Below are 15,730 nucleotides of genomic sequence, written 5' to 3'. Positions count from 1 at the left end.
GGAGCGGCCGAGCCGGCTCCGGGAGTGTGGTGACCGGGCGCGGGTCGGTCGTCGTGGGTGTCGTGGCCGCCCCCGGGGCTGCGGCCGACCTGGCGCGGGAGGCCGCCACGGAGCTCGCCGACCGGCTCCGCAACCGGGTCCCGGAGGTCGACTGGGCGGTACGCCTGCAGGTGGCGCGGCTCGTCGAAGGGCCGGCCGACCTCGGCCAGCTCATCGAGGCAGCCCGGCGCCGGATGCTGGCCGAGGGCTGGAGTCTGGTCCTCTGCGTGACGGACCTGCCGCTGCAGACCGCGCGGCGGCCCGTCGTCGCGCACGCCAGCACCACCCACGGCGTCGCGGTCCTTTCCATGCCCGCGCTCGGCCCCGTCGCCGTGGCCCGGCGGATGGCCGAGGCCGGGGACCGGCTCCTCGCGGCACTGCTCGGCGATACCGACGCGGTCGGCGACCCGGTACGGGCCGGCCCGCGCCGCCGGCGCCTGGCCACCGGACGGCGGGCCCGGGAACTCGGCGCGCGCGTGAACCACCAGGCGTCCGGCATCGGCCTGCTGGCCGGGGTGATCGGCGGCAACCTGCGGCTGCTGCTCGGCATGCTCCGGGCGAACCGGCCGTGGCGGCTGGCCGTCCGGCTCTCCCGGCTGCTGGTCGGCGCCTTCGCGACCGGCGTCCTCGCCCTGGTGAGTGCCGATATTTGGCAGCTGTCTGCGGCCTTGGGTAACCTGCGGCTCGGCCTGCTCGCGGCCGGCTCGGTCCTGGCGGTGGTGCTGACCATGGTGCTCGGCGCGCGCCTCTGGGAGCGGGTTCCGCGCGACCCGGGCGCCCGGGAGCAGGTCGTCCTCTTCAACGTGGTCACCGTGCTCACCGTGGTGATCGGCGTCCTCGCGCTGTACGTGGCGCTCGCCGCGCTGACCATCATCGGGGCGATCGCCCTCGTCCCCTGGGACCTGCTCGCTGAATCCACCGGCCGATCGGCCGGCGTCGCCCACCAGGTCAAGCTGGGCTGGCTGGCCAGCTCGCTGGCGACGGTCGGCGGCGCGCTCGGCGCCGGACTAGAGTCCGACTCGGCGGTACGGGAGGCGGCGTACCGCTATCAGCCCGACGCGGAGCTGACCGGCGAGCAGGGTGGGCCGGACCCGACCGGCGGGGCCGGACCGGGACCGAGCGGCGAGTCCGGGTCACCGCGCAGAGACAGATCTGAGCCGGAGCAGAACCACGAGGCCGGCTGACGGCCCTGGTCGGCGCTGTGATCAGGACCCGGTCGCGGCATTGCCCTCGGCGGCGCGGATCGCCAGCAGGGCGATGTCGTCGGTGGGCTGGTCCGCGGTGAGGCTGGCCATCACGGTGGCGCAGACCACCGCAGGCCGGGACGGGGCGTGGGTGCGCGCCCAACGGAGTGACAAACCGCGACGCACGCCGACGGGCGGTGGCGAACGACGGCGGACTTCGACCGGGCCGTTCGCGACCCAGCGAACCGCCGCTGACCTGCTGCGGACGGTCGCCGAGCGGGAGCCGCGGATCCCGGCGCCGTGGCGCCGCTGCCCGCGGTCGACCCGGAGCTGCTGAACCTCGCCGGCCCCCGGTGTTGGGGCCGGCCCCCTACGTGCTGCGGCCGCTGGCCGACGGCGTCTTGGAGCTGGCCCCGCTGTCCGGAGGCGGGCGCGGCACCCGGCTAAGCCCCACCACGACGGCCGTTGGGAGGGTCTCTGCGGCAATTTCGCCGGCGAGCGACTGCGGGTCGAGCGCGACGCAGCAGGCGCGGTGAGCCACCTCGACCTCGGCACCTTCGTCTTCACTCGGCAGCCGTACGACTCGGCGGCGCCGGTGCCCGGCGGTATCGACCGGGCGCCGCCCTCCGGATCAGGGTGCGCGGAGCGTCTGACGCCAGGCAACATGTACTCGTGTCTCCCGACCAACTTGCCGGCTGCTTCGTCGTGGAGATCGGCCTCCGCCAGGCGTGGCTTTTCCTCGGCTTCTGTGACAACCGATCGACGCCGCCGTACGAAAGCCGCCTTTACCTGGACACCGGCTGGTGTATCGAGGCAGGTTTTCGTGTTCGGGGCACCGCTGACGACGGGGTCACGTGGCTAACCGCTGGGTTCACCCTCAACGGCGCCACGATCGCAGAGGCCCATGTCGCGGACGACGGCACGCTGCTCTTGGCAACGACCGATCAACGGTCACTCATCGCGGCGGGGCAGCCGGATGCCACTCCGGTCGGCGAACCGTGGTGGCTCTCCGGCTCGCCCTCCAGGTAGCCATGCCGCCGCATTGCTTTCGGCGTGCACAGGGCCTGGGCCGATGTCTACGCCGGGTGACGAGAGCCTGCCTCCCAGGGCGCCCGGTTGGCGGCATGAGCGCATGTCGGCTCAGTCGGCTGGGGAACTCCAGGTTGCAGTCATGGCAGCGATACGCGCGGTCACCGCGTCTGGATCGACCAGTTGGTGCAGATGTCCGCCGGGCACCTCGGCTACACTCCAGCCGCGCTTGCGCGACTCCTGCGCCATGCAGTCGTACGGCGGCCCGAACAGCAGGTACCCGCATGGCCGATGGTCCCAGCCGGCGGGGACAGGAATCTGTTGCTCGTAGTAGCTGAATGGGAGCCTGGGCTGCTCGGCTGAGACGCCCCACCTTGTCCGCGGATCAGGGAACAGCGGTGCGACGTCTTCCTCGTCCCACCACGTCGTCCACTGCGGCAGCCGGCCCCGCGTGACCTTCGTCCGCAGGTAGGCCAGTCGCTCGGGCGATGCGGCGGGAGTGGGTCCGGTCCGCGAGGGCAGACTGGCATCGACGAACAGGCACCCGGCGACCGGAAGCCGCACCGCCTGCACGACAACCGGGACCAGCAGGCCGGCGTTGCTGTGCGCGACTAGCACGACCGGAAGGCTTCGCGATAGATGGGAGAGGCTTTCACTGATAGTCGCGCTGACTCGCGGCCAGAACGGCGGGTCGTCCACGTCGACCACGTCGATCAGCGACGGCACCACCGTCTCCGCACCCGAGGCTGCGAGCCGGGCAGCCACGGGAGTCCACGTCCGAGGGCCCAGCAACAGGCTGTGCACCAGCACGAACCCAGGCTTCACCCGTTCAGCATCGACGACGCCGCCTGCCGTCCGCTACCCGAGCCGTCATGCCGCACAGAACAGGATCGCAGCCGCATCTCTCCCCGGCACACAGCCCCCGCTCGTCGGCACGACAGGGCGGCGCCGGACGCGCGGTCGGCGGCAAATGAGTGCATGCCTTCCTTGCGGTAGGTCGCTCTGCACGCCGCGGAACTTGTCCCGAGTAGCGGATGTTCCCGGTGAGGGTCACGCGTGGCGAGGGGCAAGCTCACCGCCTGCAACTCGACATCCTTGCCATGAACCCGGCCGCCTCAGGATCACAACGCATCGACCGTTGGCTGGTTCTGGTTGTAGATTTCGATTGAGGTGATCAGACCTTTGTCGACGGTGATGAGGTGAATGGTCTGGTTCTCATGTGGTGGCTGTTCTGGACGGGCAGCGCGGGAGATGCCGCAAACGGCGGCGTGCCGGCCGCCGCCCATGACCTCGATGACCTGGGTCCGCACGCCGCCGGGCGCGATCGCGGCGCTGGTGGCGACGAACCGGGCGAGGCTGGCCGTGCCTTCGTACCGGCCGGCGACCGGGTTGGAGCCGGGCACGGACATGGTGACTGCGGGATGGAGCAGTTCAGCGAGAGCCTCCGCGTCGCCGCCGGCCATTGCGGTGTAGAACCTCCTCCCGATGCCACGGGGTTGGCCGAGGTCATTGCGGCGGTAGCACGGTCGGGCCTGCGGCCACCCCGGGTGCTGGAACCAGGCGAGTCACCTGGTCGACGCGTTGTAGTCGCCCATCTCCGGCTAGCTGGCCGAACATGTAGATCTCGGTGGCGATGACAGTTCCCTTGGCCATAACCGCGGTCAGGATGTACCGGGCAGCCACGCGGTCACCAGACACCAAGGTCTCATGCAGTTCGGTATGCACGCTGGTGGCCCTCCGGCGGGCAGGCTGCACATGCGCAAGGAGCTTCTCGCGGTCGAGTGGTATCCCGTCGTTGTAGAGCACGAAGTCGGGCGTGTGGTAGCGGTCGAAAACCGCGGCAGCGTCGTCCTCCCCGAAGGCGACCTCCACCGGATACCCAGTGAGGTACGCGCCGAGATCGCGGCCGGGGAGCCCTCTTTCACTGGACATCTCGCATCGCTCCCATCGCACGGCAATTAACTCTGACAGCGCTGTCCAATGTAAGCCAGGCGGGTAGCCTTGACAACCGTGTCCGAGTTATCCAAGCCGCGAACGCGACGACGGCGTGCCGACGCCGAACGAAGCATCGTTGTAACCCTCGACGCCGCTATCAACCTGTTAGGCAAGCGACCCGAGGCGAGCATGGAGGAAATCGCAGCCGAGGCGGGCGTCGCCCGTCAGACCGTCTACGCCCACTTCGCGTCGCGCGACGCGTTGCTCAGAGCCATCGTCGCTCGAATCACCGCCGAGGTGGTGGCCGCCATCGACGCGGTGGACCTCGAAACCGGTCCCGCCGCAGACGCCTTGGCTCGGTGGGCGGATGCCAGCTGGACGCTTCTCTACCGGTACCCGATCCTGCTCAGCCCCGCCATGGCCAGCGCGAACCCACAGGAAGAGCACGAACGGCACCTGCCGATCACCGAGCGACTCGACTCGCTCATCCGTCGAGGGCAACGATCAGGCGAGTTCCACCGAGATCCGCCTGCGGCCTGGCTGGTGGCGGCCATCATCAGCCTCGGCCACACCGCGGCACAGCAGGTGCAGGCGGGCCTGATGAGCATCCGCGATGCCGGCACGGCCTTCCGCGAGTGCGTGCGGCGCATCTGCACCAGAGATATCGATCCTTCCGCACCGGCAGACACCAGCAAGGCCGTTGCAGATGGATCCGACGACTGACTCCGCAGCAGAGGTCGGCGCCGCAACAACAGCCCGGAGGCCGCAGATCGAACACACACCCGCGGCTTCCATCCTCGCCTCTGCCCCAACGCCCGCCATCGGCATGAGCGGATGCTGGGGGACGCTGTCTCCTGTCATCAAGGGTCACGTGCGGTTCCGTCGCCGCCTCTTCGGGGTGCTGGTCAGGAAATGCCAGGACGAGCGCAGCGCCGGCAACCAGGAACGATCCGAGCGCCAGGACGGCTCCGGCCGCGAGGCGACCGATGCAGCGGAGGTCGATCGCGGCGGCAGTCGCATGACACCCAGGCCAATGAGGACGAGCACAATCATTCCGGCTGCCTGCCGCGCGAAGGCGGCCAGTATCGAGCTGGTCCGGCCCGACAGCAGGCGGGCGGCGGCCAGCGCGGTGGCGGTTTCGACGGTTTACGGGGGCGGGCCGATGCGCAGGCCGTACGAGGTGCAGCGAACGGACCAGGCGGACGGCGTCGAAACGTGCGCGGGGCGGCCTGGCGGTATACGGTCAGATTTCGTCCAGGCTGTTACGCAGCTGTGTGGCGAGCGCGATTGTGTCTTCCTGCGGTTCGGCGTCGAGGTCGGCGAGGGCTTTGGTCAGGGCGCGCAGCAGGGTTCGGATGCCGTCGGCGTCGCCGAGGGCGTGTCGGGCGTGCATCGCCTTGATGTAGAGGGCTTCGTTGTAGCGATCGAGTCCGATGGCCTTGTCGAGCAGGTCGGATGCGGCCTCCGGATTGGTGTCGAGAAGGTCGTCGGCCAGCAGGAGGTGGGCTTCGGTGCCCCACCGGCGGACCGTCTCGCGGTGGGGCTGGAGCCACTCGTAGTCCTGGCCGTCCGCGAGGGGTGCGGTGTAGAGGTTGCAGGCGGCGGTGAGGAGTTCGCGGCGGCGCGGCTCGGTGGCGATGGTGGCGCTGCGCATCAGGTCTCGAAGGGTCCACACGTCGACGTCCACGGTGGCGGGGTCGAGCAGGTATCGTCCGGCGGACTTGATGACGTAGGCGTTCTTTGTCTCGGCGGTGCCGGCGCGGCCGAGGACGTGTCGCAGGTTCGAGGCGTTGGTGTGTACGCGTTGGTCGGCTTGGCTGATGCGGGCGTCGGGTTCGAGGTATTCGCCGATGTCGCGGGTGCCGGCTCCGTCTGGGTGGACGGCGAGGTAGACCGCCAGTTCCAGGGCTTTGGCTCGGAGCGGCCGGCCTTCGGCGGTGATGCCTTCGATGCGGGGTGTGCCGAGCACGCGCAGCCGCGCCCTTCCCGACAGGGTGTCGGCGGTGGGCTTGACGGCGGTCGGGGTAGGCGGGTCCGTGGCGGTGGGCGTGCGGCTGGCGTGCAGGGGCACGATCGTGACCGGTACGGCTGGTGAGGTGACGGCGGGCGGTTCGCCGGTCTGCGCCTCGCGGAGCGTGGTCAGGATCTGGACGGCGGTGGCCGGTTCGAGCACCGGCAGTCGCGGCGGCAGCGGTTCGGCGGACTGCCCGGATATGAGCTTGGGGTGTCCCTCCGGGGAGACCTCGACGGTGGGACCGTGGGCCCATTCGCCGAGCATCAGGGCGGACACGTGCAGACCCTCACCTAATGCGAGGGCAACCTTGGCGCGCATGTGGGCCCTGGCGGGTGGGGTCTCGGTGATGAGCATGACTGGCGGTAGCGCTTCCTCGTCGGGCGCTGTTCGCCGCAGCTCGTCCAAGTCGGTCAGGGCGTGTTCATCGAGGATGCGGCTGCGGTGCAGCAGCCGGGACTCGATGACGGTGAGCGAGTCGTTGATGTTGTGGGTCACGTGTAGGCGCGGCCATGCGCTGAGGGTCGCCGCGTCGGGGCCGAGCAGCGTGGTCATGGTGGCGGCGTCGATGACGACCTCGCCGCGGGCGTCGGGGTGGTGCGGGCCGCCGGAGGCGAGCACGGCGACGAGGGCGGCGCGGGCGGCAGCGTGTGCGCCGTCGCCGACGATTCCGGTTCCGCCGGTCGGCAGTGATGTGAGGTCGGGCGTTGGGCCGTCGTCGCTGTTCGCATTCGGAGGCTCGGGGTTGCGGGCGGCGACGGCGCGGCGGACCTGGACCACGGTTGGGGGCAGTTCGGTGGGCGGGTCATCGTCAGGCTCCCCGGTGTATCGACGGCGGCGTTGGAGCCAGACCATCGCGGCGGCGGCGCTGATGGCGGCGGCGAGCGACCAGGGCAGCCATCCTGAGTCCGACAGATGCACAGCCTGGTCGTTTGTGGCCGGTGTAGGACTGTTGGTGACGGGCGGCGGCGTGGCGGGGTTGGCGACCCCGGACGGCGCTGGCGGTGAAACGGACTTGCTTGGGGCTGCGGACCGCGTGGTGGTGGGAGTGGCGGCCGGTGGCTGGGGCGCGGGTGGCGGCACGGCGGGATCGGACGGGTCCGGGGCGGCGCTCGGCGATGCGGGTGGTGTCGCGGGCCGGCCCGACCGGGGCGTGGGGGGCGTGGCTGGTGTGGCGGCTTGTGGTGGGCGGGCGTCGGCAGGTAGGCGGAGCTCCCAGCCGGGGTAGATGAGGTCGCAGTCACGCAGGACACCGCCGACAGGAAAGTGGCGGTGCTTGTTGAGGCGGCAGACCTCCGGCCACCGGCCGGCGTCGCCGAGCCACTCCTTTGCGACCTTGGACAAGGTGTCGTGTCGCTCGACCATGTAGAGGTAGCGCTGGTCGGCGACGTGGATGATGGCGGGCCCACGGGCTGCGGCTTGCCGGGGAACGTCGGCGCGCTCGGTCGCGGCGACGGGTGTAGACGGTCGATCCGGATGCGCCGCCGCGTCGAGGGAGTTGGCGGGGGCGACGGCGAGCGCGGCCGTGCCGGCCAGACCGAACACGAGCCGGTGCAGCGGGGCCGGCAGCCGCAGTATGGGGATACGCCACCGTGTCACCGCGGCGAGGATCTCGGCCAGCAGGAGCAGTGTGAACACGCCCCACAGCAGCCACATCGCCCAGAACGCCGCCCCAATGAGGAAGTCCGGGGTGAACCGTCCGCTGGAGCGTTCGAACCACTCCGGGATTTGCGACCAGGCTGGCAGCCGGTGCAGCGGGTTCCCACCCGCGGCCCACAGCAGCGCCGGAACGGTGACCAGGAAGAGGCCGGCGCCGATGACGCCGCGAACAGCCCCTCCTAGTGAGGGCCTCGCGCGGCGCGGCAGCGATTCGTGTGGAAAGCGGACGGTGGCTCGTGCACCGTACTCGGCTAGCCTGTCGCCTTTGCCCCGGCGCGTCTGCGGCACCTGTCCCCCTTGTGGTTGATCCCCGATCTTCCAAATACACCAGGGTGAGTGTTTCGACTATCCCGCCGAGAAGGATTCTCACCATCCGCGCACAACGAGTCACGTTCAGCGGATCACGGTTGACACCCGGTCGCCCTCACGGGCGAGACTGCCCCTCATGCCAAACGGGGGCACCGTGTTGTCGATCGACCTGAGCTCGTCGGCCATCGCGGCCACTGTCAGCCGCCACAGCCTGAAGATCCCCATCCTCATCGACGGTCGCCTCGCCATGCCGCCGGGCGTCGCCATCGGCCCCGCAGGGGAGATCTACGTCGGTCTCGACACCATGGCCGCGATGTCTTTGCCGGTAGACCATCGGTTCGTCGATAACCCAACGGACCTGCTCGGCCGGCCCACCAACGCCGCCGATGAGGCGCAACCCGACCCGGTGGATCTGCTCGCCGCCGTGCTGCGGCACGTCACCCATCACGCTGCCATCCACGTCAACGGGCCGATCACCGCGCTCACCGTGACCGTTCCGCCGAGCTGGGGACCACGCCGCTGCGGACACATCAGCGAGGCAGCAACCCGTGCGGGATTTCCACCTCCCGCCCTGGTCACCGCACCCGCCGCCCTCGCCGCCTACGCCACGACGCTCGGCCTCACCGTGCCGGAAAGCTCCTGCCTGCTCGTATGTCAGGCAGACCGCGATCCGGCGACCCTCACCGTCCTACAGACCGTCGCCGACGGCTACCGCGAACTCGCGACACAGCAGATCAATCTCGTCCAAAGCCTCGACCACCTCATCGCCCAACGCGTCATCGAGACGGCAACCGCCGACAGCGACCCGCTCCGAGCGGTGAAGACTGCGCCCGGTAACGACGACGCAGACGCCGGACGGGCCCTCCTGGAATCTGTCCGGACCGCCAGGCGTCTACTCGCGACCCAAGACCAAGCGCCGATCCTGCTGCCCGCGCCCCGCCAACCCGCCGTCATCACCCGCATCGACGTCACGGCCGCCGCACAGCCCCTCCTCGACCAGATCCCCAGCGCAGTCGACGGGCTCCTCGACGCGGCCGACGTCGACAAAACGCACCTCGCCAGTGTCGTCCTCAGGCCAGCCCTCGGCGTACCCGCGCTGGCTGAAGCGCTCACCGCGGCCACCGGCAAAACCCCCACGCTCATCGACCACCCCCACGCCCTCGCCGACGGGGCCCTCTCGCTCACCACCACCCGCCAATCAGGCCCGGCAGCCGCCGCACGGCTACCCCGCGTCCGCCTACGCATCAGCGACCTCACCGGCGCCCTGCTCCTCGGTGCCTGTTCCCTGGCCCTGCTCCTGCAAGCCGTACTCACCGCTTACATCTCCACCTACAGCACCTGGGTCGTCGGCGTCCGCACCTCCCTACCGCAACTCGGCGCCGCCGGCGCACTCGTCATGCTCACCGCACTCGCCGTGGCGCACCTCGCCCCCACCACCTGGCTCGCCGGAACACCCACCGCATCAACACCCGAACCCACCACAGGCAGCCTCATCCGACGCGGATACCTGACCGCCGCCGTCGGCGGCACCATCACCGCGGCGCTCTACGGCCTCGCCACCGGCACCGCCGTCGAATTCGACTACACCCCCTACCTGAAATGGACCCTCGGTGCCGCCCTACCGCTGGCCGTCTGCGCCGCCCTCATCGCGGCCACCGCACCCCGCATCCCCGCCAACGACCTGCCCACCTGGCTCGCCATGACCCGCCCCGCAATCACCCACGCGATCACCGCCACCGCGGGCATCTACCTCATGCGCGCCGCACTCACCCTCACGACACCCATCCACACGAACAACATCGCCGGCATCGCCGGCAGCATCGGCGCAGCCCTCGTCGGCATAGCCACCGCCCTAACAATGAGCCGCAGCCGCACGATCCGCGCCATGACCGCACCCGGCCTCGCCATCGGCTACGCCCTCGTATTCACCATCGACACCAACAGCGCGCTCATCGTCGGCTACCTCGCCGCCCTCACCTGGTGGGGCACCCGACTCACCGCACACACCCTGCGGCTCGCCTTCTTCCAGCCAGGAACAGCGCTGCGCCGCCTCACCGACCGACCAAGCGACTGAAAGGGCTGAAGAAGCCACCTCCGGCCGCTTGGAGGTCCTCGTGTCCCACGCTCCCGCAGCGCTGACTCCGCGCGCCCGGCTGCGTCTGGCCAAGCTCGTCGTGGAGGAGGGCTGGCCCGTCGCGCGGGCGGCTGAACGCTACGACGTGTCATGGCCGACCGCGAGGCGTTGGGCCGACCGCTACCGCCGCGCCCGCACATTGGCCGACGCCGCGTCCGGCATCACCAACCTCCACAACATCAGTGTCTTGCCGTCCACGGCGATCGCCCGCCGCCGGGCCGCTGTCGCCACGGTCCTGATGGAGAGCCAGCTGCTGATGGCGGCGGTGAGCAGATCCGGGTCCAGAGCCTGCAACAACCGGCGGATCATCGCCTCGGACGGGCGCCGGTCCGGGGTGATGCCCAACGCGAGAGCGGTCGCGTCCGGCACGCCAGCGATCCCTCGGCGATCGCGGCGTACGAGCGGTAGCCGGCCACCACGGCACACACGGCAGCAGTGACGACGACCGTCAGGCGGTGCCGTACCCCGCGGCGGGCGCGGGGATCCGGCAGACCCGCCAACGCCGCAGGCAGCCCGGCAGCGGCTTCGGGCACGGTGACAGCCGGTGCGTCGGACAAGGACGAGATCAGCGATGATGGCAGCGCGGGCATGACTCACTTCGGACGATCAATAAGGCGTAGGAACCTCGATGATCATCTGAAGCGGTCATGCCCGCTCTGCTACCACCAGCACGGGCGCGTCTACACCAACCACATCAGGCCGGGCACCCTCACGACTTTGCCGAGGCCCTGCACCGCGCATGCCCTCTCGTGCGCGGTGCAGAACGTCCGGTTCACACCCGTCACATGATGGAGATCGACCGCACCTGGGTGTTGCCCTTGGTTTCGACGTAAACCTTGTAATCGCCGACGGTGTAAGTGCCAGCAGCGTTGTTGTCGATGGTGAACGTGGCCGTCACAGGAGACTCGCTGCCGTCGATGTGGGTCTGCTTCACCGTGACGGTCAACTCGTTCTTGTTGCCCTTCAACTTCTTCACCACCGCCGACGGCTTCGCATCGATGACCGCGTTGGCGACTGTCACGTAGACCGCGTCGGGCGAAGAGAACTCCGCGTTCTTCTGCCCATCACCGAAGGTGAAGAAGCCCCGTTGTTCGATGGCCCCGCGACCGGGGAACGGATCAGGGTTCGAAGCCAAGTACGTCGGATTGACCGTGTACAGGTCCGTCTTGGAATCCGCGAGGATGCCCTGCACCCCGGTGTACGGGGCATCGGTGATCGCAAGGTTGACCGACAGGTAGATGGCGTCGGGGTTGTTGGCCGAGATGCGCGAGGAGAAGTACTTGTCCGCACTCTGCCCCGCAGGAACGGCCAGCGGCACAACCTCGTCGCCGACGAGAATGTTGAACTGGAAGTCGCCGTAGCCGCCGGCGACGAACTTCGACCAAGCCGCGTCCGACATGTGGTCGGGGCGCTCCACCTTGAACTCCAGACGCATCGGCGCCACGTACGTGTTGTTCAGGTACTCGGTATCGGTCAGGGGCAAGTAGGCCCCTCCCGGGGCGTGCCCCAGTGCGAAAGCCGACGCCGTCGGGGCCGAGTTGCCGCGCCCGTTCCACATCGGGATGTTGAACGAGGTGGCGCCGAGCAGTGCCTGGGTGCCCAACTGGCTCGTGCCGACAGCGGCCGACGCGTCCTTGTAGGTTCCGATCGTGACGTCGAGCAGGTCGAGGTCCGCCCGGTCGGCGTTCAGCCCCGGGATGCTTGCCGACATGAACTTGGCACCGGCGGGCCCGGAGTAACGGGCCATCTCCAGCATGCCATCGGCCATGATCTTGGTCATCTGCACTGCCGAGTCGACCTTCATCCGCTCGTTGGCCGTGTGCCACCAGCGCTCGTTACCCGGGATGACGGCGCCGAAGGCGGTCATCTTATTGCGGAAGCTGCTGGCCAGGGTGCCACCGGTCGTGCCCTGCGGATAGACCACGTCCCTGAGGGAATATGGATCCGCGAACTCACCCGGGTTGCGGTCGATCGAGGCTTGGTAGCTCCCGAACTGAAGAGCCGTCAGCGGGTTGTCGTGAGTGACGTACAACCCGGCGCCGACGGGCGAGCCGAGGTTGCCGATGGTGAACCCCTTCGCCTGGAAGGCGGCCGTGACCGCCGCCGTTGCCTGGCCGGAGTCAGCCGCGGTGACGTGCATGCTGCGCACATACATCGGCATGCTGAGGCTGCCGGAGGCGTCCGTGTAAAAGCTCGTCGGGGTCTCTGAATTGATGCCTCCCATGAGGGCAAAGGTCAGGTTCGGCGTGCCGTTGCTCGGGTTGCGCAACAGGCTCGCCGGGATGCCCATGTACTTGCCGATATAGGCTTCGCCTTCGACACCGTCGCGGAAGAACAGGTCGGCGATGCCGTCGGCGGCTTTCTTCAATTGCATGTCGGCGGCCGTGGTTCCCAATGCGCCGAGTCCCTTGGAGAGGAGGAACATTCCCCACACGATGGCATTCTTGCCGTACTGCGGGGTCGGCATCTCCATCGCCACATCGGTGTTGATCTCCAGCGTGAGCGAGTCGCCGGTGATCGTGGTCTGCACCTTGGGCGTGGTGCGGGGAGCAGCCGGGAGCCAACCCTTCGTGGTCGCGGCAGCGGTGATCGCCGACACGAATCGGTCGCGCTCGGCGGAGCCGGCCCCCGCCACGTCGAGGGTGAAAATGGCCCGCGAGGCGATCTGCGTGGTGCTGCCGTAGGCGATGTCCTTGAGCGTCGGGTCGCCTTCGCGCCGGGTGACACCGGCTGTGGCATCCGTCAGCCGGAAGGCCTTGGTGCTGTCTGCGGACAAGCTCATCGACACCGGCGGGGTCACCGATCCGGAGTTGCCGACGATGACCGGGAACCGCGAGTCGGAGGTGTAGCCCGCGATCGGGATCTCCTCCCGGTTGAGGTTCTTGTAGGCCCAGTTGTCGTAGAAGCTCGGGTTCGAGTTGTACGGGATGGACTGGAAGGTGGCGGTGTTCGTCGTCGAGGGCGTGCCGGGACCGCCGTCTTCGTAGATTCCCATGACGATGCGGATGCGTCGGTCGAGGGGCAACCCCGCCTCGAGCAGCGCCTTGGCCGCGAGCAGCGTCGCCAGCGTCGGGCCGCTGTCGTCCTGCAGGCCCGCCCCGTAGACCCAGCCGTCCTGGACATAGGGCGAGTGGTACGCACCAGGAGTGCCGAGGTTGCCATCGGCGTCCCGCCAGCGCGCCAGCTGGGCTGGCGAAACGGAAGCCGTCGGCGAGTCGAGGTGGCTCAACGCCATGACCATCTCCGGGGCGTCCGGGTCACCGATCTCTGCGTAGACGTACTTGTCGGGCTGGCGTTGGACGACCACCGGGAAACCCAGGTCGGTGGCCAGCTTGACCACCCAGGCGAGCTTGGCGACCTTGCGGTCGTACTCGTTCTGGTTGGTTTCGGTGTTGCTGACCGGGAAGGGGTACGCCGTTGCGGCCGTGCCGCCTCGGGAGATGGAGTCGTAGCTCGACCCGTCCAGCATCGCCCCGATCAGACTGAGCGGGTCGTAGGTGCCGTCCCCCGCCCGCGCGCTGTTGACGCGTCCAGCCAACGCCTCAACTTCCGCGTGGATCGCGTCGCGCTCGGCGTCGGTCACCGACAGATCGTAGGTGGCGCTCGGCTGGAAGGGCTCCTCGCTGAAGCTGGTCGCGGACGCGTTAGACGCTACACCCATGGACAGGAGCAGTGACATGCCAAGTGTCAGTGCAAGGGTTTTCTTCCGCATCACCGTGATCTCCCCGAATGGTCAGACCCAAAAAAACATCGGATGAATTTCGCTGTACGCGAGACCCTTTCAGGCGTCTCCCAGCTTGTCAACGAACCTTTCGGAGTAACGGTTCGTGGCGCTGCGTGACCAGGTGGTGCGGTGCGGGCGTGTTCGAAGTGGAGGACGACGAGCACGGCGGACACGAACATCGATACTTTTCAAGGGGTAGCTGAACATGGAGATCGATCGATGTTCCCCCATCGAAAGTCTTCAAAGGGGGTCACCCTCGTGGCTCCCATCGATGTTTTTCAGGGGGTCACCTCGTTCATTCAAGGGGCCTCAAAATAGAGGGCGGCCTCTTTTTTGATGGCCCGCCATGAATCGGGGCGGCCCCCTCGACGGCTGCGCAGAGCAGATCGAGCGCGGCACCGTCTCCCCCATGTTCCCGTGGGGAGCGATGGCCACCACCCGCGGCGCCGACATCGCCTACCTCACCATCCGACCTGCACCAGCGGCCGCCGACGGCGGCAAGCTGTACGAGGTCGGCGTCATCGGCCACGGCCCCTCCCGCCAAAACCTCGTCGAGCACGTCACTGACGAAATCCGCACCTGGGACAGCGGATACCGCTTTCGGACCGTGCGGTTCGAGATTCCCGACGCGCCGGCCTAGGGGGACCCGGCGGCTGGACGCTTGGTCCTCCCCCGCCCGCATCACCCGATCACCGTCGCCTGGCAGTGACGATGGGGAGTTCCTGACCGAGCAGCGCGCGTCCGGGGCGTTCGTGCCCGGCGTCGACACCTGGCTGTCCAGCTTCGACGCGGAGTTCAGTCGTCGGCTGGGCGAGCGCGGCTGGCTCGGGATGACCTGGCCCAAGCGGTACGGCGGGCACGAGCGCTCGGCGCTGGAACGGTTCGTCGTCATTGAGGAGTTGCTCGCGGCCGGCGCCCCCGCGGCCGCGCACTGGGTGGCGGACCGGCAGTCCGGCCGCCGGTGCGCCGGCGGCCGGTCGAGCAGATCGCCATCGTCGACGGCACCCTGATTCCCACCCGCGACCACCGCCTGGCCGCCCGGAGCAAAAACCACCGGTACTCGACGAATCTGCAGGTCGCCATCGACGCCTCCACCCGCCTGGTCATCGCCGTCGGCGACCCACAGCCCGGCAACCGCAACGACACGATCGTCTACCGCAGCTCAGGGATCGAAGAGAAGCTGGACGGGCGGCCGGTGATGGCCGACGGCGGCTACCGCGGCAACCCTGAGGTGATAATCCCGTACCGCAAGCCCGGCGACGGCAGTGACCTGCCGGACTGGAAGGAAGCCCTGAACGTCGAACATCGGACCGTTCGAGCAGGGGTCGAACATGCCCTGGCCAGGATGAAGTGCTTCAAGATCCTACGCGACTACCGCCGCGCCGCCCACACATTGGCCGACGCCGCTTCCGGCATCGCCAACCTCCACAACATCATCCTCGCCGGCTGACCACAGAGCCGGCGCCGGGCAACACCTTCACCCAGTTACGAGACGTCCCTTACGACCTCGTGCACGGTTGTCGATGCTTGAGAATCGATGATCGTGCCATGGTTGGTGCTGCGATCATGACGGATCGTCGGATGACCGGGCTGTCCCGGCAGGTGATTGAAGGCTTGGTCGCGGAGCTGGCGCCGCGGTGGCAAGCCCAGCATCGTGACCGGCTCGCTGCGCGAGCGCGTCGTCGCCGCATAGGCGCCGGCGCGAG

The 15,730-nt window shown here is 68.8% G+C and carries 14 protein-coding genes and 2 pseudogenes; 8 read left to right on the top strand and 8 right to left on the bottom strand.

Annotated features, from left to right (window positions below; all coding sequences use genetic code 11):
- The first annotated feature begins 29 nt into the window (after positions 1 to 29).
- Complete coding sequence (locus ABZU69_RS33170; protein WP_354968236.1) at positions 30 to 1,223, top strand: hypothetical protein; 1,194 nt, start codon at positions 30 to 32, stop codon at positions 1,221 to 1,223.
- A gap of 672 nt (positions 1,224 to 1,895) precedes the next feature.
- Complete coding sequence (locus ABZU69_RS33165; RefSeq protein ID WP_354968235.1) at positions 1,896 to 2,252, top strand: hypothetical protein; 357 nt, start codon at positions 1,896 to 1,898, stop codon at positions 2,250 to 2,252.
- Between the two features lie 111 nt (positions 2,253 to 2,363).
- Here the strand turns inward: ABZU69_RS33165 and ABZU69_RS33160 are convergent, their stop codons facing one another.
- The 3 genes from ABZU69_RS33160 to ABZU69_RS33150 form a co-directional block, all read right to left on the bottom strand.
- Entirely contained in the window at positions 2,364 to 3,062 is a 699-nt protein-coding gene (locus tag ABZU69_RS33160) for an alpha/beta hydrolase (RefSeq protein ID WP_354968234.1), read from the bottom strand.
- Positions 3,063 to 3,373: 311 nt separating this feature from the next.
- Complete coding sequence (locus ABZU69_RS33155; RefSeq protein ID WP_354968269.1) at positions 3,374 to 3,739, bottom strand: nuclear transport factor 2 family protein; 366 nt, start codon at positions 3,737 to 3,739, stop codon at positions 3,374 to 3,376.
- Between the two features lie 19 nt (positions 3,740 to 3,758).
- Positions 3,759 to 4,184, bottom strand: coding sequence for a nuclear transport factor 2 family protein (locus ABZU69_RS33150; protein ID WP_354968233.1), 426 nt, complete (start codon positions 4,182 to 4,184; stop codon positions 3,759 to 3,761).
- 78 nt (positions 4,185 to 4,262) lie between these two features.
- On the opposite strand from ABZU69_RS33150, the gene ABZU69_RS33145 reads away from it, so the two are divergent.
- Positions 4,263 to 4,910, top strand: coding sequence for a helix-turn-helix domain-containing protein (locus ABZU69_RS33145; RefSeq protein WP_354968232.1), 648 nt, complete (start codon positions 4,263 to 4,265; stop codon positions 4,908 to 4,910).
- A gap of 520 nt (positions 4,911 to 5,430) precedes the next feature.
- Here ABZU69_RS33145 and ABZU69_RS33140 read toward each other — a convergent pair.
- Positions 5,431 to 8,145 carry a transcriptional regulator gene (locus ABZU69_RS33140; RefSeq protein WP_354968231.1) on the bottom strand — a complete coding sequence of 905 codons (2,715 nt, stop codon included), beginning with the start codon at positions 8,143 to 8,145 and terminating at the stop codon, positions 5,431 to 5,433.
- A gap of 157 nt (positions 8,146 to 8,302) precedes the next feature.
- Between ABZU69_RS33140 and ABZU69_RS33135 the strand changes: the two genes are divergently transcribed.
- Together ABZU69_RS33135 and ABZU69_RS33130 are read left to right on the top strand one after the other, a co-directional pair.
- Entirely contained in the window at positions 8,303 to 10,240 is a 1,938-nt protein-coding gene (locus ABZU69_RS33135) for a hypothetical protein (RefSeq protein ID WP_354968230.1), read from the top strand.
- 40 nt (positions 10,241 to 10,280) lie between these two features.
- Positions 10,281 to 10,424: pseudogene (locus tag ABZU69_RS33130) on the top strand (helix-turn-helix domain-containing protein); the annotation flags it as partial.
- On the opposite strand, the gene ABZU69_RS33125 reads toward ABZU69_RS33130, so the two are convergent.
- The 3 genes from ABZU69_RS33125 to ABZU69_RS33115 all read right to left on the bottom strand — a co-directional run bounded on the left by ABZU69_RS33125 (position 10,421) and on the right by ABZU69_RS33115 (position 14,012).
- Entirely contained in the window at positions 10,421 to 10,669 is a 249-nt protein-coding gene (locus tag ABZU69_RS33125) for a hypothetical protein (RefSeq protein ID WP_354968272.1), read from the bottom strand. The pseudogene ABZU69_RS33130 and the gene ABZU69_RS33125 sit on opposite strands and share 4 nt — an antisense overlap.
- On the bottom strand, positions 10,606 to 10,890 hold the full coding sequence (locus ABZU69_RS33120) for a transposase family protein (protein ID WP_354968229.1): 285 nt from the start codon (positions 10,888 to 10,890) through the stop codon (positions 10,606 to 10,608). The genes ABZU69_RS33125 and ABZU69_RS33120 overlap by 64 nt, the downstream gene beginning before the upstream one ends.
- Before the next feature lie 191 nt (positions 10,891 to 11,081).
- Positions 11,082 to 14,012 (bottom strand): M20/M25/M40 family metallo-hydrolase, encoded by a 2,931-nt coding sequence (locus ABZU69_RS33115; RefSeq protein ID WP_354968228.1) that lies wholly within the window; start codon positions 14,010 to 14,012, stop codon positions 11,082 to 11,084.
- Positions 14,013 to 14,451: 439 nt separating this feature from the next.
- Between ABZU69_RS33115 and ABZU69_RS33110 the strand changes: the two genes are divergently transcribed.
- From ABZU69_RS33110 to ABZU69_RS33100, 3 genes and pseudogenes are all read left to right on the top strand, one after another.
- On the top strand, positions 14,452 to 14,664 hold the full coding sequence (locus tag ABZU69_RS33110; protein ID WP_354968227.1) for a hypothetical protein: 213 nt from the start codon (positions 14,452 to 14,454) through the stop codon (positions 14,662 to 14,664).
- Between the two features lie 112 nt (positions 14,665 to 14,776).
- The gene (locus ABZU69_RS33105; protein ID WP_354968226.1) at positions 14,777 to 15,034 is read left to right on the top strand and encodes an acyl-CoA dehydrogenase family protein; all 258 of its coding nucleotides are present in this window, start codon (positions 14,777 to 14,779) and stop codon (positions 15,032 to 15,034) included.
- Positions 14,983 to 15,474 (top strand): annotated as a pseudogene (locus tag ABZU69_RS33100) (transposase family protein); the annotation flags it as partial. The gene ABZU69_RS33105 and the pseudogene ABZU69_RS33100, both read left to right, overlap by 52 nt.
- A gap of 35 nt (positions 15,475 to 15,509) precedes the next feature.
- On the opposite strand, the gene ABZU69_RS33095 reads toward ABZU69_RS33100, so the two are convergent.
- Positions 15,510 to 15,730 (bottom strand): hypothetical protein (locus ABZU69_RS33095; protein ID WP_354968225.1); only part of this gene is annotated, 221 nt, incomplete at its 5' end.

The organism is Micromonospora sp. NPDC005206 (assembly GCF_040608175.1).
GTDB lineage: Bacteria > Actinomycetota > Actinomycetes > Mycobacteriales > Micromonosporaceae > Micromonospora.
Note: the sequence above shows the minus strand (reverse complement) of the source record. Positions and strands in the feature narration are given on the sequence as shown.